The organism is Pseudoxanthomonas sp. z9 (genome assembly GCF_006542425.1).
In the GTDB taxonomy this organism is placed as follows: domain Bacteria; phylum Pseudomonadota; class Gammaproteobacteria; order Xanthomonadales; family Xanthomonadaceae; genus Pseudoxanthomonas_A.
On sequence record NZ_VFID01000002.1, the window covers coordinates 221,232 to 248,010 of the forward strand.

The 26,779-nt window shown below is 68.6% G+C and carries 12 protein-coding genes; 6 read left to right on the top strand and 6 right to left on the bottom strand.

The genetic code is table 11. From position 1 onward, the window contains the following. The first annotated feature begins 164 nt into the window (after window positions 1-164). The 5 genes from FG323_RS01990 (at window position 165) to FG323_RS02010 (ending at window position 20,519) form a co-directional block, all read left to right on the top strand. Window positions 165-9,620: an SdrD B-like domain-containing protein gene (locus FG323_RS01990; protein ID WP_141452754.1), complete on the top strand. Its 9,456-nt coding sequence runs from the start codon at window positions 165-167 to the stop codon at window positions 9,618-9,620. A 44-nt stretch (window positions 9,621-9,664) separates the two neighbouring features. Continuing rightward, the gene (locus FG323_RS01995; protein ID WP_141452755.1) at window positions 9,665-13,027 is read left to right on the top strand and encodes a hypothetical protein; all 3,363 of its coding nucleotides are present in this window, start codon (window positions 9,665-9,667) and stop codon (window positions 13,025-13,027) included. A gap of 10 nt (window positions 13,028-13,037) precedes the next feature. Further along, a complete protein-coding gene (locus tag FG323_RS02000; protein WP_141452756.1) occupies window positions 13,038-14,054 on the top strand; it encodes an OmpA family protein in 1,017 nt (338 codons plus the stop codon). A 90-nt stretch (window positions 14,055-14,144) separates the two neighbouring features. Further along, the gene (locus FG323_RS02005) at window positions 14,145-15,533 is read left to right on the top strand and encodes an ATP-binding protein (protein WP_141452757.1); all 1,389 of its coding nucleotides are present in this window, start codon (window positions 14,145-14,147) and stop codon (window positions 15,531-15,533) included. Window positions 15,534-16,172: 639 nt separating this feature from the next. Further along, window positions 16,173-20,519, top strand: a complete 4,347-nt coding sequence (locus tag FG323_RS02010; protein WP_141452758.1) for a DEAD/DEAH box helicase — start codon at window positions 16,173-16,175, stop codon at window positions 20,517-20,519. Window positions 20,520-20,600: 81 nt separating this feature from the next. Here FG323_RS02010 and FG323_RS02015 read toward each other — a convergent pair whose 3' ends face one another. The 6 genes from FG323_RS02015 to nirK all read right to left on the bottom strand — a co-directional run bounded on the left by FG323_RS02015 (window position 20,601) and on the right by nirK (window position 24,464). Then, a complete protein-coding gene (locus FG323_RS02015; protein ID WP_141452759.1) occupies window positions 20,601-21,032 on the bottom strand; it encodes a group III truncated hemoglobin in 432 nt (143 codons plus the stop codon). 166 nt (window positions 21,033-21,198) lie between these two features. Beyond that, a complete protein-coding gene (locus FG323_RS02020; RefSeq protein ID WP_141452760.1) occupies window positions 21,199-21,438 on the bottom strand; it encodes a hypothetical protein in 240 nt (79 codons plus the stop codon). A 91-nt stretch (window positions 21,439-21,529) separates the two neighbouring features. Beyond that, window positions 21,530-21,988 carry an azurin gene (gene azu / locus FG323_RS02025; RefSeq protein WP_141452761.1) on the bottom strand — a complete coding sequence of 153 codons (459 nt, stop codon included), beginning with the start codon at window positions 21,986-21,988 and terminating at the stop codon, window positions 21,530-21,532. 43 nt (window positions 21,989-22,031) lie between these two features. After that, window positions 22,032-22,622: an SCO family protein gene (locus FG323_RS02030; protein ID WP_141452762.1), complete on the bottom strand. Its 591-nt coding sequence runs from the start codon at window positions 22,620-22,622 to the stop codon at window positions 22,032-22,034. Then, entirely contained in the window at window positions 22,619-23,359 is a 741-nt protein-coding gene (locus tag FG323_RS02035; RefSeq protein WP_255469973.1) for a formylglycine-generating enzyme family protein, read from the bottom strand. The genes FG323_RS02030 and FG323_RS02035 overlap by 4 nt, the downstream gene beginning before the upstream one ends. Before the next feature lie 46 nt (window positions 23,360-23,405). Next, window positions 23,406-24,464 carry a copper-containing nitrite reductase gene (gene nirK, locus FG323_RS02040; protein WP_249887895.1) on the bottom strand — a complete coding sequence of 353 codons (1,059 nt, stop codon included), beginning with the start codon at window positions 24,462-24,464 and terminating at the stop codon, window positions 23,406-23,408. 225 nt (window positions 24,465-24,689) lie between these two features. On the opposite strand from nirK, the gene FG323_RS02045 reads away from it, so the two are divergent. Further along, window positions 24,690-26,777 carry a TonB-dependent copper receptor gene (locus FG323_RS02045; RefSeq protein ID WP_141452763.1) on the top strand — a complete coding sequence of 696 codons (2,088 nt, stop codon included), beginning with the start codon at window positions 24,690-24,692 and terminating at the stop codon, window positions 26,775-26,777. The last annotated feature ends 2 nt before the right edge of the window (window positions 26,778-26,779 follow it).

The window sequence follows — 26,779 nt, forward strand, 5'->3', positions numbered from 1 at the left end:
CAAGGCGGTGTACGGAACAGGGGAAAACTGTGGTCCTCCAAGTCGTTGCGGCGCTTCGCGCCGAATGCGCGCGCGTGCGCGTCTCCACCCATGACGCCGATGAGGGCACCGTTCTTCCGCGGGAGAGGCAACGCATCGGACGCGGCTTTCGCCGAACCGTGCTGTTGCTGGCAGCCTTGCTCGCACCAACGCTGGCCGCCGCCGCCGATCTGCAGATCAGCGGCCTGACCGATACCGGCTACGACCCGACTCCGGTCGGCGGACCGGTCGTCTATCACGTCGTGGTGGAGAATGGCGACGTCGACCTGATCGACGATGCGGTCGTCCTGTTCGACCTCCCGGCAAACGCAACCGCCGGCACGTTGCCGACGTTCTGCACCAACCTGGGTGGCGCTCCGGTCAGGATCCGCTGCGCACTGGAAGAGACGCTGTCGGCGGGGCAGCCGGCCGCCCAATTCGACATCCAGATGCTCACCACCGGCATGGCCCCGGGGTCGGTGTTCATCCATGGCGCCGTCGGACGCGCCAGCGCCACCCAGCCCGGTGCGGGCGAACCCCTGGCGAGCCTGCCGACGAACCACGATTTCTTTGCCGCCGACGGCGAACCCAGCAACAACCTGCTCAGCCAGCAGACCACGCTGGATCTGTCGGGTGATCTGCGGCTGGAGAAATCCGCCTCGTCGGCCTCGGTGATCGGCGGCGACGAAGTGACCTACACGCTGACCGTCACCAATGACGGTCCCGGCGCGTCGTCCGGTTTCAACGTGCGGGATACGCTGCCGGCGGGTGTCAGCCTGGTCCCCGGCAGCTTCAGCGGCCCGGCCTGGAGTTTCAATCCGGCCACGATGACCGCGACCCACGCCGGCACCCTGGCGCCGGGTGCGAGCAGCGCCTTCTCGTTCCGCGCGAAGGTGAATGTCGGTGGCGGCAACATCATCAACTCCGCCGTGGTCAATGCGGGTTCGATGCCGGATCCGAACCCGGCCAACAATACCGACGATGTCACCACCGCGGTCACGCCCGGCGCGGACATGGCGATCAGCAAGAGCGCCAACCCGGCGCCGGCCATCTCCGGCGATCCGATCACCTTCACCGTCAATGTCAGCAACCTGGGTCCCAGCGCGGCCACCAATCCGAGCTGGACGGACGTGCTGCCCGCCGGCTTCACCATCACCGGCGGCAACCAGCCCGCGGGCTGGACGTGCGCCACGACCGCCGGGGACACCACCCGCGGATGCAGCTACGCCGGTGATCTGGCGCCCGGCGCATCCACCAGTTTCACCATCACCGCGATGGTGCCTTCCAATGGCGCCAACAGCAGCGGCGATGTGACCAACACCGCGACGGTGACGTCGCAGACCCCGGATCCGGTATCCGCCAACAACACCGGCAGCGTCCAGTTCAGCGTGATGCCCAACGGCGCCGATCTGGGCCTGGCCAAACGCAAGACACCGGCGCTGGTCGCGATCTGGCCCGGCAGCGGACCCGATGCCGACAGCCTGATGACCTCCACCATCGGCGTGCACAACTACGGTCCGCGTGCGGCGACCGGCAACGTGCAGGTCGTGGACCGGCTGGCGGCGGGCGAGGAGTTCATCAGCGGCGGCAGCGCCGGCGAATGGACCTGTTCGGTCGCGCCCGTGACCTGGAGCGCGGGTGGACCGGCGCAGGTGGTCACCTGCGATCTGGATCCGTCCCGCTATGACCTGGCGCGCGACGCCGATACACCGGCGCTGCGGATCATCACCCGCGCACGGACCCCGGATCTGGCGCTGACCAACAATGCCTGCACCGGTGGCTCCGGCGGTTCGCTGGAGCCGAGCACCGGCAGCATCAACGAGGATCGCAATACCACCAACGACTGCGCCGGCGACGGCACCCGCACCACCAACGATCGCGTCGACCTGCAGATCGAGAAGTGGACCCGCGGCAACGACGGCGGCGCCGACAACGTCATCCCGCTGGGCACCAACAGCTACACCTACACGCTGCGGGTGACCAACCTGGCCATCACCGACGCGGTGCCGGCCAGCGGCATCGTCGTCAACGACACCATTCCCGGTTTCGTCAACGGCAATACCGCAGGCGTGGATCGCACCAGCATCAACGCGGTCTGGCCGGCGGGCTGGAACTGCGACATCGACGGCCCCTCGGTGAACTGCCGCTCCGGCGATACCGCGCTGGCGGTGGGCGCTTCGGCCGACATCACCATCACGGTGGGCTTCCCCTTCTTCGACAGCATCGGCCAGAGCCCGGGCAGCTGCGGCGCGGGCGCGCCGGCCAGCGGCGCATTCTGCAACACCGCCGGCGTGGCCGTGGATCCGGATGTCGCCAGTTCCGTGGGCGAAATCAACGGCGCCAACAACCAGGCCAGCGACTGGGTGCGGGTCGAGCGCCGCGCCAACGTGGCCACCACCGCCAAGGACATCACCACGGGCAACGTGGGCCGGGTGGGCGTGGTCAGCAACTATGTGATGAGCTACTACAACGAGGGCCCGTCGGCGGTCCCCGGGGTGATCTTCCAGGACGTCTTCACCCTGCCGCCCAACGACACGGGTTTCGTGCTGGTGTCGGCCACCCGTACCCCCAACAACGTGGTGTGCACGCACAGCGCGACCGGCGGCACCACCGCCACGGCGACCGCCGGCGGCATGTCCTATGCCAACCCGACCGGCTCGCCATCGCAGGTGGTCATCACCTGTCCGGCGGTCAACCTGGCGTTCCGGCAGACCGAGAGCCTGCGCGTGCAGATCCGGCCGAACGTCAACAGCAACAACAACCCGGCCGGCCGCGAATTCACCAATGTCGCCAGCTTCGAAATCACCAATGGCGCCAGCGGCACCGATGCCAACGGGCCGTTCGACTACAACACCGATGCCAGCATCGCCGACGACCGGAAGGATGCCTCGCTGACCTTCGAGCAGGGCGCGGCGGATCTGGTCGTCAACAAGGACGATCTGGGCTTCACCGGCGGCGTGGATCCGCTGGGCTACGACGCGGTCAACACCGCGGCCAACCTCATCACCTATCGCATCACCGTGCTCAATCGTGGCCCGTCGGTGGCCACCAGCGTGCGGATCACCGATACCTTCCGGGCGCCGAACGGGCGCCAGGTCGAGTTCATCGGCATCGCGCCCGGAACACAGACAGGCCCCGCGGGCGGTTTCAGCACCACCGGTTGCACGGTCAACAGCACCAACCCGTTCACCGGCGCGGGTACCACGCCCGCCGATCCCGGGCTGAACATCGAGTGCGACGTGCCTGGCTCCGGTTTCGGCGGCAGCAACGTGCTGGGCACGCTGGGCGTCAATGCGACCAGCTATGTGTACGTCCAATACCGCTACCTGACGGCGCCCGGCGGCAGCGGCGACACCGTGCGCAACCAGGTCCAGGCCACCCTGGCCGAGACCGACACCAACCCGACGAACAACGCGGCCGACGAACCGACCACGATTCGCGCGCGCGCCGACGTTCGCGTCGCCAAGCACGTGTTCACCGACGCTCCCGACCTGGATCCGGATGTCGCCCTGCCGGCGGCCCCGGCGACGACAGTGGCGCTGCGCCAGCCGTTCTACTGGGTGCTGGAAGGCGCGAACGACGGCCCCGGCGCCAGCCTGTCGCGCGATCGCAGCGGCACCAGTCCGCAGAACGGCACCGGCACGGTCATCACCGACACCCTGCCGAACGGGCTGGAGATCACCGGTCCGGTCCAATGGCAGAAGAAAGGTCCTTCGCCGGGTGGCGACGAACAGCCCAACGGGACGGGCGCGTGCACGGCCGCCGGGCTGGCGTTGACCTGCAACCTGGGCGACGTGACCGTCACCGGCAAGGTGCGCGTGATCATTCCGGTGCGCTGGACTTCGTATCCCGGCCCGGCCGCGCAGGTCAATACCACCCGCATCGCCACCGAACAGGTGGACCCGAATCCGGGCAACAACATCGATGACGAAGACATCCTGGTCACGCGTTCGTCGCTGGCCGGCGTGGTGTTCCAGGATCGGGATCGCGCCGGCGCCAATGGCGGCACCCACCAGGGCGTTGCCGGTGAACCCGGCATCGGCGGCGTCAGCATCCGCCTGACCGGTACCGATGCTTATGGAAACGCGGTCAATCTCACCACCACCACCGCCGCCGATGGCAGCTACAGCTTTGGCGACCTGTCGCCTGCGGGCGCGGGAGGCTACACGCTGACCCAGTCGCAGCCGGCGGGCTTCGTCGATGGGCCGGTGGCCCCGCCGACCAGTGGTGGCGCCGAACCCTCGCTGGGCGGCACCTACGCCACCGGTTCGCCCGACACCGTGTTCACCGGCATCGCGGTGGGCGCCAGCCAGGCGGGCGTGCGCTACAACTTCCCGGAAGTCCGGCTGCCTTCGCTGTCCGGCTTCGTCTACGTGGATGGCAACTACAACAACACCCGCAACGGCGGGGACGGCGCGATCGCCGGCGCCACGGTGGAACTGCTGAATGCGGCGACCGGCGCGGTGATCGGCACCACCACGACCGATGGCACCGGTGCCTACAGTTTCACCGGGCTGGATCCGCTGATCACCTACACGCTGCGCGAGGTGCTGCCGGCAGGCAACTACCGCAACCGGCCCGGTGCGGTGAACCCCGGCCAGATCGGCGGCGCGGCCTGCACGACCGGCTGCACGGCAGCCACCGGCGTGGCCGGTGATGCCGCGACCACCGATCGGATCAGCGACATCGATCTGGGCGCCGGCCTGGACGGCGTGCAGTTCAACTTCGGCGAAGATGCGATCTCGGCGATCTCCGGCAACGTATACGTGGATCGCAACCGCAACGGCGATTTCGACGCCGGCGACGCGGGCACGATCAACTCGCAGCCCAATGGTGGTTTGCGCGATGTCACCGTCACGCTGACCGGTGCGGGTGCGGACGGGGTGTTCGGCAATGGCGACGATCCCGCGCCGGTCATCCTGCAGACCGATGCCAATGGCGCGTACCAGTTCACCGATCTGGTGGTTGGCCAGAACTATCGCGTCAGCGAAACCCAGCCGGAAGGCTACGGCGAAGGCAGCGAGCATCCGGCCAATCTCATCGAGATCAACAATCTGACCATCGCCGGTTCGTCCGGCAACGATTTCGGCGAAGTGCTGGGTTCGCTGGCGGGCAGCGTGTTCGAGGACTTCTCGGCCACCGCCGGCAACAACAACAACGGCGCTTTCGACAGCGGCGAGAATCCGATCGGCAACGTCACGCTCACCCTGACCGGCACCGACGTGCTGGGGCAGCCGGTGAACATGACCGCGCAGACCGACGGCACCGGCGCCTACCGGTTTGCCGATCTGCTGCCGCCGCAGGCAGGCACCAGCTACACCGTCACCGAAACGCAGCCGGCCGGCTACCTGGATGGCCGGCATACGCCGGGCAACGCGACTACCCCGGGCACTGCGAGCACCACCAACGTGATCGACGGCATCGTGCTGTCCGCTGGCCAGGATGCCACCGGCTACCTGTTTGGCGAGCTGGCCAACGCCATCATCAGCGGCAGGGTGTACCTGGACCGCAACGACGATGGCGACCACAACGGCGGCGACGCCGGCATCCCCGGCGTCACCGTCGTGATCCAGGGCGCCGGTCCGGACGGCCAGTTCGGCACGGCGGACGATCCGGCACCGGTCACCCTGACCACCGACGCCAACGGCGACTACAGCTACGGCGGCGCGGTCGCCGGCCAGAACTACCTCATCAGCGAGACCCAGCCGACCGGCCTGGCCGAAGGGCAGGAAAACGGCGTCAACCAGATCCCGGTGACCAACCTGCCGGTGGCCGGTTCGCGCGACAACGACTTCGGCGAACTGGCCGGCGCGCTGTCCGGCAGCGTGTGGCTGGACGCCAACAACAACGGCGTGCGCGAGGCCGGCGAGAACGGCATCGGCGGCGTGCGGGTCAGCCTGCCCGCGGGCACGCGCGACGCGCTCGGCAATCCGGTGGCCGAGGCGATCACCGACGCCAACGGCGACTACCGCTTCGGCGATCTGCTGGCCGGCACCTACACCGTGACCGAGCAGGCCGCGCAGCCGGTGGTGGGTGGGGCGACGACGATCAACGGCATCACCGTGGCCGGCAACATCGGCGGCACGCCCGCCGGCACCGCCACGCCGATCGCGACCGTGCCCAGCGCCGTCGCCGGCATCGCGCTGGGGGCGGGCGAGTCCTCCGTGCGCAACGACTTCGGCGAAACCCTGGGCGTGTCGGTCTCCGGCCGGGTGTTCTTCGACGCCAACAATGACGGCGCGCAGGCCGGTGCCAGCGAGACCGGCATCGAGAGCGTGACCATCCGCCTCATCGGTACCGACGACAGCGGGGCGGCGGTGGATCTGACCACGACCACGGACGCCAACGGCGATTTCCGTTTCGAGGGCCTGCGTCCGGGCACCTACACCGTGACCGAACCGCAGCAGCCGACCGGCACCAGCAACGGCCAGACGATGGCCGGCACGGTCGGTGGCACGCCGTCCGGCACCGCCACGCCGATCACCACCGTACCGAGCGCGATCAGCACGATCGACCTGACCACGCCGGGCGCCGCCTCGGAGAACAACCTGTTCGGCGAGATTCCGCTCAACAGCGCAATCAGCGGCCGCGTCTGGCGCGATCTGGACAACGATGGCGTCATCGATCCGTCGGAGCAGGGCATCGGTTCGGTGGTCGTGCGCCTGACCGGTACCGATCTGGCCGGCAACACCATCACCCGCGAAGTCACCACCCAGCCGGATGGCGGCTACGCGTTCACCGAACTGCCGCCGGGCACCTACACGGTCACTGAACCCGAGCAACCGACCGGCACGCTCAACGGCATCACCGTACCGGGCACTGGTGGCGGCACCGCGACCGCGCCGACCACCGCACCGTCGGTGATCGACGGCATCACCCTGGGCGTGGGCGAGGAAGCGGCCAACAACAACTTCGGCGAGGTTCCCGCCGGCACCATCTCGGGCCGGGTCTACAACGACGGCAACAACAATGGCGTCATCGACACGGGCGAGGGCGGCTTCCCGAACGTGCAGGTGGTGCTCACCGGCACCAACGATCTCGGCGAAACCGTCAACGTCACCGTCACCACCGACAGCGAGGGCCGGTACCGCTTCGAAGACCTGCGTCCGGGCACCTACACGGTGACCGAACCGACCCAACCGGCCGAGACCCTCAATGGCATCACCACGCCGGGCACCATCGATGGCACGTCGACCGGTACCGCCACGCCGGTGACGACCACGCCGTCGGCCATCAACGGCATCGTGCTGCCGCCGGGCGGCCAGTCGATCGACAACAACTTCGGCGAGATCGGCGATTCGCCCGACCTGGTGGTCAGCAAGACTGCCACCCCGGCGACCTTTACCGTCAACAACGTGGGCACCTACACCATCCGCGTGCGCAACATCGGTCAGCAGGCGAGCGCGGGCGAATACGTGGTGGAGGATCGCCTGCCTGCCGGCTTGACCCTGGACGCCACGCCGGCCGGGTCCGGCTGGAACTGCACCGGCGCCATCGGCGACAACCGCTTCCGCTGCGCCAGCAGCACGGTCATCGCCGCCGGCGCGACCGCGACCGACACCATCGTGGCACGCGTGCGCGTGGCCGCCACCGCGGCGGCGGCATCGCCGGTGAACAACGCGGTGCTGGTCGAGGGCGGCGGGGAGAACGAGTTCCGCACGCCGACGCAGGAAGAACGCGCCAACTTCGAGGGCAACGTCGACGACCTGCCGGTCTGCGACCCGGCGATCACCCAGAACGCCTGCCGCCTGCCCACGCCGGTGCAATTGGCCGCGTCGGTCTCCGGCACGGTGTGGTTCGACCAGGGCAGCGACTTCGGCCTGATCGACGGTGGCGATCGCCGTCTGGGTGGCTGGACCGTGGAAGTCGTGGACGCCAATGGACAGGTCGTGGGTACGGCCGCCACCGGCGTCGACGGTTCCTACTCGATTGCCGATCAGATTCCCGGCGTGCCGCTGGACATCCGCTTCCGCGACCCCGCCACCGGCGTGGTGTGGGGTTGGCCGGTCAACGGCGAAACCGCCGGCGGCCCGCCCGCGCCATGCGATGCCACCGGCGCGATCAGCGGGGGAACCGCCAGTTCCTGCCCGAGCAGCACCGACGGCGTCACCCGTCTGTCGGTGGTGCTTGCCCCCGGTGCGAACCTGCCGCAGCAGAGCCTGCCGCTGAATCCGGGCGGCGTGATCTACGACGCGGTGACGCGCAGCCCAGTCCCGGGCTCGCGGGTGACCCTGACGCCGATCGGCAGCTGCCCGGCCTATGCGCCGGAACAGCATGTGCTCAACGCGGCCATGGGCGGCTACACCGTGCAGGGCAACGCGATCTCGATGACGGTCGGCGCCGACGGTTTCTACCAGTTCCTGATGGCGCCGGGCGCGCCGGCCTCATGCCGGTTCCAGATCGCGGTGACTCCGCCGGCTGGCTATACCTTCGAGTCCGGCATGATTCCGGCGGAAAACTCGCCGCTGACGCCGCCGTCCACGCCGGGCCTGGGTTATCCGGTGCAGACGAACGCGACCGCGCCGACCGGTCCGGCCGGCAATGCGACCACCTATTACCTGGAGGTCAACCTGGGTTCGGGCGTGGCCGCGCCGGTGCACAACCACATCCCGCTGGATCCGCAGGTGGCGCCCGGCCTGGTCATCACCAAGACCGGCGACCGCAAGACCGTGGAAGTGGGCGACAGCCTGGTCTACACGATCACCATCCGCCAGACCGCGGGCGCCGCGCTGGGCACGGTCAACGTCATCGACCGCCTGCCACATGGCTTCACCTTCATCGCCGGTACCGCGCGGGTGGATGGCAGCGGCATCGCCGACCCGATCGGCAAGCCTGGACCGACCCTGGTGTTCGACGTCGGTTCGCTGGCGGTCGGCGCGCAGAAGGTGCTGAGCTACCGCGTCCGCGTGGGCGTGGGCAGCCAGCAAGGCGACGGCATCAACCGCGCGCGCGCCTGGGGCTGTTCGATCACCGGAGGTTGCGTGGATCCGAACACGCTGGCGCCGTATCCGAACGGCGGCACCGTGCCGTCCAATCCGGCCGAGTACCGCGTGATCGTCAGCGGCGGCGTGTTCGCCGACGAGGGCTGCGTGCTGGGCAAGGTGTTCGTGGACTGCAACGTCAACCACGTGCAGGACAAGGAAGAACTGGGCATCCCCGGCGTGCGCATGTACTTCGAGGACGGCACCTGGCTGATCAGCGATTCGGAGGGCAAGTACAGCTACTGCGGCCTGCCGCCAAAGAGCCACACCCTGAAGGTGGACGCGTCCACGCTGCCGGTCGGCTCGCGCCTGACCACCAGCAGCAACCGCAACCTGGGTGACGCCGACAGCCTGTTCATCGACCTCAAGAACGGCGAGCTGCATCGCGCCGACTTCATCGAGGGCAGTTGCTCCAACCCGGTGATCGAACAGGTCAAGGCACGCCGCACCCAGGGCGAGATCCGCGCGCCGGAGACCGAACCGGGGCAATCGCCGCTGCGCTTCGAGAGCAAGCCGCTGCGCAGCCCGCAGCAGGGCACCGACTCGGCGAACCAGCGCCCGATCGTGGATCCGAGGGCGACCGCCCCGAGTCCCGCCGCCGGCACGGAGGTGCAGCCATGAGCCGCATTCCGCGACCCGCCCGCGTCCGCCAGGCCAGGAAGACCATGCGTCCCCAACCTTTCTCCCGCAAACCGCTGAGCCTGGCGTTGTCGCTGGTGCTGATGCCGGCCATGGCGATGGCCCAGAACGTTTCCGGCGACCAGCGCTTCACCCCGGTGCTGGGGCAGGCGACACCGCTGTTCCCGCAATCGCCGCAAAGCCAGCAGGCCACCTCGCAACCGTTGTATGCGCAACCTGGCAATGTCGACTACCGCGCCAACGCCGGCGTGCAGCGGGTGGTGGTGGAGGTGGATCGCGATGGCGTTCCGGCCGACGGCCAGTCGCCGGTGCACGTGGTGATCCAGTTGTTCGGCGCCGATGGCAAGCCGCTGGCCGGTGAGGCCTTCGCGACCGTCGAGAACTCCGGCGGCCGCATCAAGCTGCCCGATGGCCGCACCGACGAACTCGGCCCCGGCCACCTGGACGCGGACAAGGTCACGCCCGGCGTGCAGGTGCCGGTGCGCGACGGCCGCGCCGAGTTCGACCTGCTGGCGCCGCACGACCCGCAGGACGTGCTGCTGCGGGTGACCTCCGGCGGCGAGACCGCCGAGGGCGTGGTCGGCTTCGTGCCGGAAATGCGCGAGATGATCGCGACCGGCCTCATCGAGGGCGTGATCAACTTCCGCCGCAAGGGCGACAACCTGATCGACGGCAGCACCCGCGGTGACGGATTCGAACGCGAAATCCGCCGCTGGGAAAAGCAGTTCAACAACGGCAAGGCCAACGGCGCGGCGCGCGCGGCGTTCTTCGTCAAGGGCCGGATCAAGGGCGAGTACCTGCTGACCGCCGCCTACGACTCGGACAAGGAAGTGCGGGCCCGCCTGCTGCGCGACATCCAGCCGGAGGAGTTCTATCCGGTGTATGGCGACGCGTCGCTGCGCGGTTTCGACGCGCGTTCGGCCGAGCGCCTGTACGTGCGCGTGGACAATGGCCGCAACTACCTGCTGTATGGCGATTTCCAGACCGGCGACAGCATCGCCACCCAGACCGGCGTCGGCTTCGGCGAGCGTGCGCCGCAGCGCGTGCTGGGCACCTACAACCGCACCGCGACCGGACTGGGCTGGCACTTCGAGAACGCGCGCGTGCGCGGCAACGTGTTCGCCATCGAGGACTCGCTGCGCCAGGTCATCGAGGAACTGCCCAGCCAGGGAAGCGGCCCCTACGGCCTGCGCAACAACGCGGTGCTGGAAGGCAGCGAGCGGGTCGAGGTCGTGGTGCGCGATCGCAACCAGCCTTCGCGCATCGTCTCGGTGCGTCCGCTGGCCCGGCTGGTGGACTACAGCTTCGAGCCGTTCTCCGGCCGCATCCTGCTCAACAGCTTCCTGCCCTCGTTCGATGGCGATCTGAATCCGGTATCGCTGCGCATCACCTACGAACTGGATCAGGGCACCGAAAAGTTCTGGGTGGTCGGTGGCGACGCGCAACTGCGGGTCGGCCAGAACGGCGAGATCGGCGGCTCCTACGTGGACGACCGCAATCCGTTCGCCAGCTTCGAGATGGGCAGCGCCAACGTCGGCTACCGCCTGGGTGAAAACACCTGGCTGGTGGCCGAGGCGGCGCGCACGCGCAGCGAGGTCAACACCAACTCCATCAACCAATACGGCACGCCTGCGTTGCAGGGGCTGAGCGGGCTGGTGGAAGGCAACGCCTGGCGCGTGGAGCTGGGGCATGCCGGCAAGAGGGCGGACCTGAAACTGTTCGCCGGACAGTCGGATCCGGAGTTCAACAACCAGGCGTCGCCGTTGTACGGCGGGCGGGGCGAGTACAGCCTGACCACGCGTTACCGCTTGAACGAGCGCTTCGAGCTGTACGCGGAGGGGTTGCGCAGCGAAGACCGCAATCCCGACGGCGGCGAGCGCAATGCCGGCAGCGTCGGCACGCGCGTCAAGGTGACCGACAAGCTGACCCTGGATTTCGGCTACCGCGCCATCCGCGAAACCGTCGGCGCCTATTACACCTGGGCGACCAACAGCGGCTACGGCAACCTGGGCGGACTGTCCGGCGGCTACGCCACCGGCGCCGGCGGCGGTGCGCTCGGTTACGGCCAGCAGCCGCTGGACCCGTTGACCGGCCTGCCGATCATCAGCAATGGCAACCCCAACGATGTCGCCAGCGGCCTGCCGGTCGGCACCGAGCTGTCCTCGGACATGCTGCGCTTCGGCGTCGGCTACCGCGCCAGCGATCGCCTGAACCTGGGCGGCGAGGTGGAGCAGGACATCCATGGCGAGGATCGCAACCGCATCGCCCTCGGCGTGGACTTCCAGTTGCGGGAGCGCAGCCGCCTGTATGGCCGTTACGAGAAACAGACCGGCATCAGCGGCGTCAACGGCCTGACCCAGGACGGCCGCGAGGCCGACACCGTGGCGCTGGGCGTGGATACCAGCTTCCTGCGCGATACCCAGCTGTTCTCGGAATATCGGCTGCGCGACGCCATCGCCGGCCGCGACATCCAGGCGGCCTCGGGCATGCGCAACCGCTGGGACCTGCGCGAGGGACTGCGCCTGGACACCTCGCTGGAGCATACCAACGTGATCTCCGGCAACGTCGGCGATTCGACCGGGATAGGCATCGCCCTGGACTACAGCGCCAATCCGCTGTGGCGGGGCAACATCCGGCTGGAACACCGGATTTCCGACGACGTCGCCGAAACCCCGACGGACGAGGCCTACAACACCACCCTGTTGCAGTTCCTCGCGGCGCGCAAGCTCAACCGCGACTGGACCGTGCTGGCGCGCAACTACCTGCTGCGCACCGCCTACGCGTCCCGCGGCGACGTGCTGCAGGATCGCTTCCAGGTCGGCGTGGCCTACCGCGACACCGATACCAACCGGATCAACGCGCTGGCGCGCTACGAGTACAAGCTGGAGAAGGACGAGAGCGGCATGGACGGTTCCGGTTTCGGTTCCGATACCGGCCAGGACATCCGCACCAGCGCGCACATCGTGTCCGCGCACGCCGACTGGCATCCATCGCGGCCGTGGTGGCTGACCGGCCGGGTCGCGGCGAAGTGGCAGCAGGACAGCTTCTTCTATGCCGACACCGGCCGGGTCAACGACGACTTCCGCGCGGTGCTGCTGTCGGGCCGCGTGGTCTACGACATCACCGAGAACTGGGACATCGGCGTGCTGGCCTCGACCTTCCGTGGCCAGTACGGCGCCAACCAGTACGCGTTCGGCGTGGAAGTCGGGCGCCTGCTGCGGCAGAACCTGTGGCTGTCGGTCGGCTACAACGCCACCGGTTTCCGCGGCGACGAGGACCTGACCGGCTACGAGTACACCCAGCAGGGCGCGTTCATCCGCCTGCGCTTCAAGTTCGACGAAGACCTCTTCCGCAGGGAAGACGCCCGCTACCGCGATCCGGTGCGCTGAGGAACCCCATATGACCATCACCAAGTCCACGCTCATCACCGCCGCCATCCTGGCCGCCCTGGCCGGCACGGCCGCCGCGCAGCAGACGCAGCTCGTCCCGCCACGCGATCGCGTTACCGACGAGGCCATCCACGCCGATCTGTCCGGCTACGAGGCCACCCAGGGGCGCATCCAGGCGCTCAACGACGGCGGTCGCCCGGTACGCGACTACCACCTGTCCAAGGCCCAGTGCTGGCTGGACGTGTCCTTCCACGAATACACCCGCAATGATCGCAGCGCGTTTCCGCAGGAAGCGCTGACCGAATCGGAGAAGCTGATCGTGGGGATGGAGCAGGGCGTTTCGCCGCTGCCGACCGACACCCCGCTGGTCAACGGCGCGGCACGCGTGCGCGAGGACCTGTGGAAGCGCCTGGGCGCCATCCACGGCACCCCGGGTTTCGTCTGCGCGCAGCAGGCGGTGGCTTGCGGCGAGGTGGAACTGGTGCATGCCGGCAACGAGTTCAACCAGCAGCAGTGGCGGCATTCCAAGCCCTATATCCAGATTGCCGAGGATCTCGTCAGCGACGCCGAGGCACTGGCGCGCCAGTGTGGTGTAGCCGCCATGCCGGCCGCACCGGCGGTGCTGACCGCCAACGTGCTGTTCGAGTTCGATCGCGATGGCCGCGGCGACATCCGCGCCTACTCGCTGCAGAGCCTGGAGCGGGAGCTGGCACGGTTGCGCGAGGAAGGCCGGACCCTGGAGGCGGTGGAACTGGTGGGGCACGCCGATCGCCTGCAGGGCAGGGGCTACGACTACAACCAGGGCCTGTCCGAGCGCCGCGCGCGCACCGTGCGGGAATGGCTGGTCGAGCGAGGGGTGCCCGCCGACGCCATCCGCTATACCTTCCGGGGCGATACCGAACAGGTGCAGGCCTGCGACGGCGTGAAGCCGCGCGAGGCACTGCGCGAATGCCTGATCCCGAACCGCCGGGTCGAAGTCAGGTTGCAGGCGGGCACGACCGGGGAAAAGCCGGCGCCGGGCCTATAATCCGCAGGTCCGGGGATGTTCGGACGGCGCCGGGGAGGGCGGCCGTCCGCAGTCGCCCGGCCAGCGGCTAGGCATCCCTGAGGACCCCCCATGATCGAACCCTCTCCATCGGTCGTTCCCGCGCGCGGCGCGCGCATTCCGCTGATCGGACCGCTCCTGCGAGGCGTGCGGGACTGGTTCCGCGACGTGCCGATCGCCGATCCGGTGGATCGCCGCAACGCACCGATGATCCAGGTGATCTCGCTGCTGTTGGCGGTGCTGCCGCCGCTGGCCTGGATCTACCGCGCGTCGGTGGACATTCCCTGGCGGCCGGGTGAGATCGCCAGCATGGTGTTCAGCCTTGCGGTGAGTGCCGCGGCCGGCGCCAGCTTCTGGCTGATCCGGCGTGGCCGGTTCGGTGCGGCCTCCTCTCTGCTGCTGGTGGTGTTCGCCGTCACCGTGGTGCCCAGCTATCTGTCCACCGGATTCGACGCGCAGGTCTACGAGCAGCCGATCCTGGTGATCTGGATGGCCATCGCGGGCCTGGTGGTCGGCCGGCGCGCCTTGTGGGTGATGTTCGCCTGCATCGCCGTGGCGTTCTGCGGCGGCATGTGGCTGGAGATCGCGCGCGACGGCGAGGTGTACAACCGGCTGGTCGATCTGGCCGCGCGCTTCGCGATGTTCCTGATGATCGCGGTGGTGCTGGATCGCAGTTCCGTGGCGCTGCGCGAAAGCCTGCGCGAGGCCAACCAGCGTGGCAACGCGCTGGCCGAGAGCAACCGCCTGCTGGAGCAGGAGGCGCGCGAGCGCGAACGCGCGCAGGAACAGTTGATCCACGCACAGAAGGTCGAGGCGGTGGGCCGCCTCGCCAGCGGCGTCGCCCACGATTTCGGCAACCTGCTGTCGCTGATCCTCGGCTACGCCGGGCGCGGCAAGCGCCAGGAGGATCCGGCCGCACTCAAGGAAGCCCTGGCCGGGGTGGAATCGGCGGCGCGCCGCGCGACCCTGGTGACCCACAAGCTGCTGGCGTTCGCCCGACAGGACGAGACCCACCTGCAGACGTTCGACGCGGGCGAAAGCCTGCGCGAGTTGCGGCCGATGCTGCGCCAGCTGTTCGACCCGACGGTCGATGTCCGCCTGGACGCGGCGGAAGGACTGCCGCCGATCCGCTTCGATCGCACCCAGTTCGAACTGATGGTGCTGAACATCGCCGCCAACGCCAACCACGCGATGCCGGGCGGCGGGGTGTTCGAGGTCACCGCCGGCACCGGCGAAGGCGGTGTGGTCATCGGCTTTCGCGACACCGGCACCGGCATGACGCCGGAGGTGCAGGCGCGCGCATTCGATCCGTTCTTCACCACCAAACCGGCCGGCGAGGGCACCGGCCTTGGCCTGTCGGTGGCGCGCGATCTGATCCAGCGCGCCGGCGGCCGCATCGGCGTGGACAGCGCCGTCGGCGCGGGCACCGTGATCCGGATTGAGTTGCCTGCGGCGGGCTAGGAAGCAAGCGCAGGTCGCAGTTTCCAAATCGAATGGTCCCTTCCCCCGCGTTGCGGGGGAAGGGAGGGGAAAGCGGACTGTGAACTGACCGTTTTCCTCAAGCGGAAGAACGGAATCAACGAACGGCATCCGTTCATCCTGCACGCCCGGACCTGTTCCTTCCCCCGCAACGCGGGGGAAGGTGGCGCGCCAGCACCGGATGGGGGCGCTCTTCGCGTGGACCCTTTGCCCCCATCCGCCTTCGGCACCTTCCCCCGCGTCGCGGGGGAAGGGAGAGGGAAAGCGAACTGTGAACTGACCGTTTCCTCAAGCGGAAGAACGGAATCGACGAACGGTATCCGTTCATCCCGCACGCCCGGACATGTTCCTTCCCCCGCAACGCGGGGGAAGGGGGCGCGCCAGCGCCGGATGGGGGCGCTCTTCGCGTGGCCCCCTTTGCCCCCATCCGCCTTCGGCACCTTCCCCCACGTCGCGGGGGACGCGGGAAGCATGCCGTGATCTGACCGTTTTCCAAACGAAAAATGGAGCCAACGGAACGGCGTCCATTCACCCTGCGCGCTTGGATCCGCCCGCGAACGACACCATCTCGATCGCAGGTTTTCACCGTTTTCCGGGCCATTTCCCGGTATCGTCGCCGCCATGCCGCTGGATTCGTTCCATCCCGCCGTCGCCCGCTGGTTCGCGCGTGCGTTTCCCGGTCCCACCCCCGCGCAGCGGGCGGCGTGGCCGGCGATCCGCGCGGGCCGCCATACGCTGGTGGCGGCCCCGACTGGTTCGGGCAAGACCCTGACGGCCTTCCTCGCCGCGCTCGACGACCTGGTCCGGCGCGGGCTGGACGAGGGCGGGTTGCCGGACGAGACCGCCGTGGTCTACGTCTCGCCGCTGAAGGCGCTGTCCAACGACATCCACCTCAATCTCGACGCGCCGCTGGCCGGCATTCGCGCCGAACTCGCGGACATGGGCCTGCCCGACGTCGAGATCCGCACGGCGGTGCGCACCGGCGACACACCCGCGGGCGAGCGCCAGAAGGTGTTCCGCAAGCCGCCGCACGTGCTGGTGACCACGCCCGAATCGCTGTACGTGCTGTTGGGTTCGGCTTCCGGCCGGACGATGCTGTCCGGCGTGCGCACGGTGATCGTCGACGAGATCCACGCGGTCGCCGCCAGCAAGCGCGGCAGCCACCTGGCGCTGTCGCTGGAACGCCTGCAGGCGCTGTGCGCGCGGCCGCCGGTGCGGGTCGGCCTGTCGGCGACCCAGAAACCCATCGACGCGGTGGCGCGGTTCCTGGTCGGCGCGGGTGACGGAGCCGAACCACCGGCCTGCGAAATCGTCGATATCGGTTACGGCAAGCAGCGCGATCTGGCGCTGGAGCTGCCGCCGACGCCGCTGGGCGCGGTGATGTCCAACGACCAGTGGGAACAGGTCTACGACCGGGTCGCGGCGCTGGTGCGCGAACACCGCACCACGCTGGTGTTCGTCAACACCCGGCGCATGGCCGAACGCGCCGCCCGCCACCTCGGCGAGCGGCTGGGCAAGGAGGGCGTGGCGGCGCATCACGGCAGCCTGGCGAAAGAGGCGCGCCTGGACGCCGAACAGCGGCTCAAGCGCGGCGATCTCAACGTGCTGGTGGCGACCGCCTCGCTGGAACTGGGCCTGGACATCGGCGACGTAGATCTGGTGTGCCAGTTGGGCTCGCCACGATCGATCGCCACCTTCCTGCAACGCGCGGGCCGTTCCGGCCATGCGGTGGGCGGGGTACCGAAGGCGCGCCTGTTCCCGCAGTCGCGCGACGAACTGATCGAATGCGCCGCGCTACTCGATTGCGTCCGGCGCGGTGAACTCGATGCCTTGCGCATCCCGGTCGCGCCGCTGGACGTGCTCGCCCAGCAACTGGTCGCCGAGACCGCCAGCCAGGAATGGGATGAGGATGCGTTGTACGCGCTGGTCCGGCGGGCGGCGCCGTACGCCACGCTGACGCGCGAGGACTACGCGGCGGTGGTGCGGATGCTGGCGGACGGGTTCAGCACCCGGCGCGGGCCGCGCGCGGGCTACCTGCACCGCGACGCCGTGCACCACCGGTTGCGCGAGCGCAAGGGCGCGCGGATGACCGCGCTGATGTCCGGGGGCACCATTCCCGACACTGGCGACTACGCGGTGATCCTGGAACCGGAAGCCCACACCATCGGTACGGTCAACGAGGACTTCGCGGTCGAAAGCCTGTCCGGCGATGTGTTCCAGCTGGGCAACGCCAGCTACCGCATCCTGCGGGTGGAACCGGGCCGGGTGCGGGTGGAAGACGCGCGCGGCGCGCCGCCCAACATTCCGTTCTGGCTGGGCGAGGCCCCCGGACGCAGCGATGAACTGTCGTTCGGCGTGTCTCGACTACGCGAAGCGGTGGCCGCCGCGATCGCCGCGGACGGCGTGGACGCCGGCATGCGCTGGCTGATGCGGGACGTTGCGCTGGACGAGGAAGCCGCGCGCCAGATCGCCGATTACCTGGACAAGACCCTGGCCGCGCTGGGCCAGGTGCCCAGCCAGTCGCGGATCGTGCTGGAGCGTTTCTTCGACGAATCCGGCGGCACCCAGCTGATCCTGCATTCGCCGTTCGGCAGCCGGCTCAACCGCGCCTGGGGCCTGGCCCTGCGCAAGCGCTTCTGCCGCCAGTTCAATTTCGAGCTGCAGGCCGCCGCGACCGAGGACGCGATCATCCTGTCGCTGTCGACCAGCCACAGCTTCCCCTTGATCGAGGTCTCGCGCTACCTGCATTCGTCGTCGGCGCTGGACGTGCTGGTGCAGGCGCTGCTGGACGCGCCGCTGTTCGGCGTGCGCTGGCGCTGGAACGCGACCACCGCGCTGGCGCTGCCGCGCTTCGTCGGCGGCCGCAAGGTGCCGACGCAGTTGCAGCGGATGAAGTCGGAGGATTTGCTGGCGACGGTGTTCCCGGATCAGGTCGCGTGTCTGGAAAACATCGTCGGCGAGCGCGAGATTCCGGATCACCCGCTGGTCGCGCAGACCCTGGACGATTGCCTGCACGAGGCGATGGACGCCGACGGCTGGCTACAATTGCTGCGCTGGCTGGAAGCCGGGGAGATCGAAGTCGTCGCGCGGGATCTGCCGTTGCCGTCGCCGCTGGCGGCCGAAGTGATCAACGCGCGTCCCTATGCCTTCCTCGACGACGCGCCGCTGGAGGAACGCCGCACCCAGGCGGTGCAGGGCCGGCTCTATCGCGAGGCCGAATCGGCCGACGAACTCGGCAAGCTGGATGTCGGGGCGATCCAGGCGGTGCGCGAGGAAGCCTGGCCGCAGCCGCGCAATCCCGACGAGATGCATGAAGCACTGACCGGCGTGGGCGCCATCACCGCCGATGAAGCCGCCGGCAACGCCGGCTGGCAGGAATGGCTGCGAGCACTGGCGGCGGACGGACGCGCGACCCGCATGCAGGTGGGCGATGACGGCACGCAGGCGCTGTGGCTGGCGACCGAGCAATTGCCGATGCTGCGTGCCCTGTTCCCCGCCGCGCCGATCGAGCCGGTGGTCGAGGCGCCCGACGAATACGCGCAGGCCGACTGGCCGCGCGAGACCGCGTTGCGCGAGTTGTTGCGCGCGCGCCTGACCGCGCTGGGGCCGGTGCCCGCCACGGCGGTCGCGCATTCGCTGGCATTGCCGGTGAACGAGGTGGATCCGGCGTTGCTGGCCCTGCAGAGCGAAGGCTACGTGATGCAGGGCCATTTCACGCCCGGCGCGCGCGAAGAGGAGTGGTGCGAACGACACCTGCTGGCGCGCATCCATCGCTACACGCTCAAGCAACTGCGGCGCGAAATAGAACCGGTCGAACCGCGCGATTTCCAGCGCTTCCTGTTCGACTGGCAGCACCTGAGCGAGGCGGAGCGGGTCAGTGGACCGGAAGCGCTGGCCGGCGTGCTGGGGCAACTGGAAGGATTCGAGGCGCCCGCCGCCAGTTGGGAAGCGGACCTGCTGCCGGCGCGCGTGCGTGGTTACGCGATTCATTGGCTGGACGATCTGTGCACCGCGGGACGCACGCTGTGGACACGACTGCGTCCGCCCGCCAGCGAGGGCGGCGGGCGTGGCAATGTTTCGTTGCGCGGCACGCCGATCCTGCTGTTGCCGCGCCGGCAGGCGCCGCTGTGGACGCGCCTGGCCCCGGCGCCGGTGGACGATGACGATCTGGGTTCGCGGGCGCGTCGCGTGGTGGATTATCTCGGCGCGCACGGTGCCTCGTTCTTCGATGAAATCAGTGACGGCGCGCATCTGTTGCGCACCGAGCTGGAAGACGCGTTGGCCGAACTGGTGGTGCGGGGACGCGTCCACTGCGACAGTTTCGGCGGCTTGCGCGCATTGCTGGTCCCCGCGTCCAAGCGCGATGGTGGATCCCGCCATCGCCGCCGCAAGCCGATGTTCGGCATCCAGGACGCCGGCCGCTGGGCGCTGATCCGCGCCGGCGCGCCATCGGCCAGTGGCGAGGCGCGGGCCGAGGCGGTCGAACACGTCGCGCGTATGCTGCTGCGGCGCTACGGCGTGGTCTGCTGGCGACTGCTCGAACGCGAGGCCGCATGGCTGCCGCCCTGGCGCGAGCTCGCACGGATCTACCAGCGCCTCGAAGCGCGCGGTGAAATCCGCGGCGGCCGCTTCATCAGCGGCATTCCGGGCGAACAGTTCGCCCTGCCGGAAGCCGTCGCCGCGCTGCGCCAGGTGCGCCGTCGTCCGGCCGATGGCAAGTGGCTGGCGATCGCCGCCACCGATCCGGCCAACCTGCTCGGCACGCTGCTGCCCGGCGAGAAGGTCGCGCGCGTGCCTGGCTCGCGCGTGCTTTACCGCGATGGCCTGGCGGTGGCGGTGCTGACCACCGGCGAGACGCGTTTCCTGGAACTGCTGTCCCTGCCCGAGCAGCAGGAGGCCAGCCGCGTCCTGCTGCGGATGGTCCCCATCGAGATGGAATCGCCGCCGGTGCCGGCGCGAGCGGGATAGGCCCATCGTCCCCCCGGCAGGGTGTATCCGTGCCTTCCACGATGCGCCGGACTATCGGGTCTCGCCGGATGTGCCGGTGTTTCAATCCACCGGAAGCGGCGCGGGTGCGCAGGCCGGCATCCGCCTGGCCTGGTAGCGCTGCCAGAAATGGTTGGCCATGCGCAGGGCGGCGGCGTCGGCTTCGCGACGCATCGCTTGGTTGCCGCAGTCGGCGGTGGTCTGGCGGAACAGGGCCAGCCAGCGCAGGAACATGGCTTCGGTCAGTCCCGCCATCCCCAGATGACAGCTCACCGGTGCGCCGTGGAAGCGGCGCGTGCCGCGCAGCAACGACGACCAGAATGCGACCAGCAGTGAATGGTGCGCGGCCCAGTCCCGCACGCGCGCTTCGAAGAAGGGACCCAGCAGGTCGTCCTGGCGCACGCGCAGGTAGAACGTCTCCACCAGCGTGACGACGTCGGCCTCGCTGCACAGCCCGAGCCCCGGGCCGCCGTCTTCAGAAGGATGGATGCGCATGGCGGCTTTCCGGAACTTCGACCCGGGCACGGTATCGCATCGCGAACGGGTACAAATTGATCGCGATCAAGCCCTGGCGCCGCGTTGCTGACAGCACGGCTCATTCCATGGGCGCGGCGGAGCGCCCAAACAACGGAGCGTGCCTGCGATGTGCGCATGCAGCGGTTCAGCCGCTGCAGCCCCCGCAGCACACCGAGGGAATGCGTTCGATCTGGGTCAGGCGCACCGGATGTCCGGCCTGTTCCATGATGAACACCAGTTCGATGTCCATCACCACGGTGGAGATGCGCAGCTTGCCCGCCTTGGCGTCCAGATCGACCAGGCCGGCGGGGTCGAATTCCTGCAGCACCCGTTCGATGGTGATCGGATCCACGGACGGGCCGGGGAGGGGGATGTGGTATTCCATGGCGGCACCAGCGGTCAGTGTGGGAAGGGAAATGCGACGGTGAAAGCAGGAGCGCCGGAAAACCGGCCCCGGCGCCCCTGTCCCCGACGAGTTACTTCGTCACTACCAACTTGCCCTTCATCAAGGTGGAGTGGCCGGGGAAGCTGCAGAAGAAGTTGTAGTCGCCGCCGGCGGTCAGCTTCTTGCCGGGCAGGGTGATCTTGGTCTTCTGGCCACCGCCGATCAGGGTGGTGGCGGCGAGCACGCGGGCGTCGCCCTTGGGCACGTAGTGGTTGCCCACGCCGGCCTTGATGGCGTCGCGGGCGATGCCGTCCATGTCCTTGGCGGCCGAGATGACCACGTTGTGGCCCATCGCGGCGGCCGGCATCTTGCCGGTATGGGTCAGCTCGATGGTGATCGTCGGGCAACTGGCCGAGACGGTGGCCGTCTTCAGATCGAACTTCATCGCGTCGTCGCCCTTCAGGCTGACGGTGCAGTTGTTGGCGGCCTGGGCCATGCCGGCGGCGGCCATCAGGCCCAGGGCGAGCAGGGAAGCGGAAACGACTTTCATTAGAAACTCCTTGGTGTGGTTTCGGGGGTAATGGAAAGAGAATTCAGTGGACGGGGGAGGCGGAGACGGACAGGGCGGTGCGGACGGCGGCGACGAAGGCCGGATCCGGCATCGCGCTGGCCACCTCGGAGCGGGCGAGGACGCGGCCATCCGCATCCACCAGCACCAGCACGCTGGTGTGGTTGATGCTGCCGTCCTCGCGCGGGCGGTAGCGCACGTCGAGCACGCTGGCGATCGCGCGGGCATCGTTGGCGCCGGGTTGCAGGAACCGCCATTGCGCGGGCACGCGGTGCCGCTGCGCGGTGTCGCGCAGGGCCTGCGGGGTATCGCGGGCGGGATCCAGGCTGATCATCACCAGCTCCACGCGCGCGCGTTCGGCGGGCGTCAGCTGTTTCTGCACCGCCTTGCCGTTCTCGATGATGAGGGGGCACATGAGGTGGCAGTTGGTGTAGAACATCGACACGATGCGCGGCTTGCCGCGCAGATCCCGCCATTGGCCGGTGTTGCCGTCCTGGTCGGTGACCTGCGCATCCAGTTGGTAGAGGGAATCGCCCGGCAGCGCCTGCGCAGCGACCGGGAGGCCGGGCTGCAGAAGCGCCAGCCCGAGCAGGAGGAAGGAAAAGGGCATCTTCATGGCTGGCTCCTTGCGCAGCGGAATCCGAGGTTGCCGAGGGTGTTGACCGGTTGCAGGGCGGACAGCAGGGCGAAGCGTTTCATCACGCCGTAGTGCTGGCGGTCGTTGAAGGCCAGCGAGGTGGCGCCGCAGTACTTGAGCTTGTCGCCATCGTCGGCGCCGCGCTTGTCGCTGTCGCCCATCAGGGTGGCGAAGTCGTCCACCCATTCCCACGCCACGCCATGCAGGCCGTGGATGCCGTAGGCGTTGGGCGGCGCGTCGCCGGCATCGAGGGCGCGGGCGGTAGCATCGTTGAGCAGCCGGGCCTGCCAGCCCTGATCGCCGCGGGCGTCGCGGCGGTATGCGTCGGCGGCTGCCACGTACTCCCATTCCAGGAACGTCGGCAGGCGCGCGTCCTGCGCACGGCAGTAGGCGTCGGCGGCATACCAGCTCACCTGCACCACCGGTGCGTCGGCATCGACCGCCGCACCCGGCCCGGTGGCCGTTTGCCAGTGTCCGAGGTAACCGGGACCGGCGAACAGCGCCGGTACCCGATCCCGCCGCCATTGCGGCTGCCGCTCGACGAAGCGGGCGAAGTCGGCGTTGCTGACCGCGCGTTCCATCAGGGCGAAGGCCGGGACGGAACGCGCCTCGCTGCTTTCCTCGTAGCGGATGGCCGAGCGAAAGCTTCCACCCGGCACGCCCACGTAGCCGGGACCACCCGCCATCGCCGGTGCGACGAGGCATGCAAGCAACAAGGCGGGCAGTCTCCGGTGCATGGGCATCCTCACGTGGTTTCTTCGCTTACTTGCCGGCAGGCTCGCCCTGCGGGTACTCCTTGCTGGACTGCTGGCCGGTGTAGATGTCGTGCTTGGGTTCACCGCCGACCTTCAGGATGCCGAGCGAACCCTTGTGGAAGGTACGGAAGATGCTGTGATCGACCAGCACGAAATTGCCCGGCACATCGGCCTTGAATTCGACGATGGTCGCGCCACCCGCCGGCACCAGCGTGGTCTGCACGTTTTCCTGGTACTTGCTGCCGCCTTCCATGTACACCTTGTCGAAGATCTCGCCGATGACGTGGAAGCTCGACACCAGGTTGGGGCCGCCGTTGCCGACGAACATGCGGATGGTCTCGCCGGCCTTGGCCTGCAGTGCGTTGTCGCCCGTGAGCGAGCCTTCGGCGCCGTTGAACACCACGTAGGTCGGATGCTCGTCGATGGCCTTTTCCAGGCTGAAGGGCTGCAGGCCGGGTTCGCCGTACTTGCCCTCGGTATAGAAGTCGCCCTGCATCACGTAGAACTCCTTGTCCACCTTCGGCAGGCCTTCCGGCGGTTCGACCAGGATCAGGCCGTACATGCCGTTGGCGATGTGCATGCCGACCGGCGGCATCGCGCAGTGGTAGACGTACAGGCCCGGATTCAGCGCCTTGAACGTGAACTGCGTTTCGTGGCCAGGCAGGGTGAACGTCGCCTCGGCGCCACCGCCCGTGCCGGTCACGGCGTGCAGGTCGATGTTGTGCGGCATGTGCGAGCTGTGGTGGTTCTTCAGGTGGAATTCCACCGTGTCGCCCTGGCGCACGCGGATGAAGCTGCCGGGCACCGAACCGCCGAAAGTCCAGAAGTTGTAGGTCACGCCGTCGGAGATCTTCATCTCCTTCTCGACCACTTCCAGATCCACGATGACCTTGGCCGGCGTGCTGCGCGTGATCGGCGGCGGCACCATCGGCGGGGCGGTCAGGACCGCCTTGATCGGATCGCCCTGGGCGGCGCCGTTGTCGGCGGCGAAGGCGTTGCCGGCGAGGGTGGCGCCCATCGCGCAGGCGAGGGCGTAATAAAGCAGGGAGTTGCTCTTGCGCTTCATGGCGCGTTCCTTGTCATGGCCTTGGGCCGATGGAGGAACGTTAGTTGTCCGACCTTCGCGGTCGCCTTGATTTGCATCAATCGCCGCCCCCGATTCGGTGAAAAAGGCAGGCAAATGCGACCGGCTTGACATGGATCAAGATTGCCCCCGCCTGCGACAACCTGACGCATCCCAACGTTGGAGCGACTCCAGACAATGGCATCGACCTAAACGGAGTGTCATGTCATGCGTAGAGATTGTCTTGCCGTCGCCCTGTCCCTCGCGCTGCTGCCGGCTTCGGCCGTGATCGCCGGTGAGGCACCCCCCAACGATGCCGGGCAGCATGTGCATGACACGGGACCCGCTTCGCCCACCGAACTCAATGGCGTGGTGGTGGTCGGCGTGGCGCCTGCGATGGCGACCACCTTCGTCACCGATCCCAAACTGCCGCGCCAGCCGGTGCCGGCCAGCGACGGCGCCGACTATCTGAAGACGATTCCCGGCTTCGCCCTGTTGCGCAGCGGTGGCACCAACGGTGATCCGGTGCTGCGCGGCATGTTCGGTTCACGCCTGAACCTGATGACCAACGACGGCGCGCTGAGCGGCGCTTGTCCCTCGCGCATGGACAACGCGATGTCCTACATCGCGCCGGAAACCTACGATCGCCTGGTGGTCATCAAGGGACCGCAGACGGTGCTGTGGGGCGGTGGCGCGTCGGCCGGCACGGTGCGCTTCGAGCGCGAGATTCCGTACTTCGATCGCCCTGGCGTGCGCGTCAACGCCAGCGCGCTGGCCGGCAGCCGCAACCGCAACGACCAGGTGGTGGACGCCACGCTCGGCAACCCCACCGGGTACGTGCGGCTGGGCGGCAACCGTTCGGAAGCGGACGACTACCAGGACGGCAACGGCGCCGAAGTACCGTCGGCATGGCGCAAGTGGAACGCGGACGCCGCGCTGGGCTGGACGCCGGACCCGAACACCGTGCTGGAGCTGAGTGCCGGCACCGGCGACGCGCAGGCGCGCTACGCCGGCCGCGGCATGGACGGTTCGCGCTTCCGCCGCGACAGCCTCGGCCTGCGTTTCGAGAAGAGCGACATCGACGGCGTGCTGGATGCCTTCAAGGCCAACCTGTATCTCAACGATGTCGACCACGTGATGGACAACTACACGCTGCGGCGGCCGGATCCATCCAGCAGCATGCCGATGCCGATGGCCAGCAACGTGGGCCACCGGACCTGGGGCGGGCGCGCGGCCGCGACCTGGCAACAGGGCGAATGGGAAATCACCGCCGGCGTGGATCTGCGCGACAGCCGCCACCGCCAGCGCAGCGGCATGGGGCGCGGCACCTACCAGTCGCAGCCGTGGACGGTGGATGCACGCTTCCGCAGTTTCGGCGCGTTCGCCGAATCGCACTGGCACATCACCGACAAGCACCACCTGATGAGCGGGTTGCGCCTGGACCGCGCGCAGGTGCGGGATCTGCGCCGCAGCACCGGCGGGATGATGCCGATGCCCAATCCGACCGCTGGGCAGGAACGCAACGAAACCCTGCCCAGTGCGTTCGTCCGCTACGAATACGACATGTCCGGACGGCTTGGCGCCTATGTGGGCCTGGGCCACACCCAGCGCATGCCCGACTACTGGGAATTGTTCTCGCCCAAGCGCGGGCCGGCCGGCGCGGTCAACGCCTTCGCCGGCATCCAGCCCGAGCGCACCACCCAGCTGGACATGGGCCTGCAATATCGTGGCGAACGCGTCGAGGCATGGGTGTCGGTCTATGCCGGTCGCATGCAGGACTACATCCTGTTCGACTACCTGCCCGGAATGATGGGCATGGGCGCGACCACCCGCGCGCGCAACATCGATGCCGATATCCGCGGCGGCGAGGCGGGCGTGGAATGGCGGCCGGCCGATGGCTGGAAGCTCGGCGGCGCGCTGGCCTATGCCTGGGGCGAGGACCGCGCCAGTGGCAAGCCGCTGCCGCAGATGACGCCGCTGGAGCTGCGCCTGTCGGCCAGTCGCGAATACCGGCGCTGGTCGTGGGGCACGCTGCTGCGCGTCGTCGACGACCAGGATCGGGTGAGCACGGGGCAGGGCAACGTGGTCGGGCGCGATCTTGGCCCGAGCGCGGGCTTCGCGGTGTTCTCGGTGAACGGGGGCTACCGCTTCAGCGACCGGCTGCAACTCACCGCCGGCATCGACAACCTGTTCGACCGCGCCTACAGCGAACACCTCAACCTCGGCGGCAACAGCGCGTTCGGCTATCCGGCCGATCCGGTGCGGATCAACGAGCCCGGCCGCACCGCCTGGCTGAAGCTCAACTACAGCTACTGAGC

Bases quoted from the DNA above. Each gene is read 5' to 3' on its own strand.
- FG323_RS02010 (WP_141452758.1), top strand. From the start codon at position 16,173: ATGCCGCTGGATTCGTTCCATCCCGCCGTCGCCCGCTGGTTCGCGCGT.
- FG323_RS02045 (WP_141452763.1), top strand. From the start codon at position 24,690: ATGCGTAGAGATTGTCTTGCCGTCGCCCTGTCCCTCGCGCTGCTGCCG.
- FG323_RS02015 (WP_141452759.1), bottom strand. From the start codon at position 21,032: ATGCGCATCCATCCTTCTGAAGACGGCGGCCCGGGGCTCGGGCTGTGC.
- azu (WP_141452761.1), bottom strand. From the start codon at position 21,988: ATGAAAGTCGTTTCCGCTTCCCTGCTCGCCCTGGGCCTGATGGCCGCC.
- FG323_RS02020 (WP_141452760.1), bottom strand. From the start codon at position 21,438: ATGGAATACCACATCCCCCTCCCCGGCCCGTCCGTGGATCCGATCACC.
- FG323_RS02005 (WP_141452757.1), top strand. From the start codon at position 14,145: ATGATCGAACCCTCTCCATCGGTCGTTCCCGCGCGCGGCGCGCGCATT.
- FG323_RS02000 (WP_141452756.1), top strand. From the start codon at position 13,038: ATGACCATCACCAAGTCCACGCTCATCACCGCCGCCATCCTGGCCGCC.
- FG323_RS01995 (WP_141452755.1), top strand. From the start codon at position 9,665: ATGCGTCCCCAACCTTTCTCCCGCAAACCGCTGAGCCTGGCGTTGTCG.
- nirK (WP_249887895.1), bottom strand. From the start codon at position 24,464: ATGAAGCGCAAGAGCAACTCCCTGCTTTATTACGCCCTCGCCTGCGCG.
- FG323_RS02030 (WP_141452762.1), bottom strand. From the start codon at position 22,622: ATGAAGATGCCCTTTTCCTTCCTCCTGCTCGGGCTGGCGCTTCTGCAG.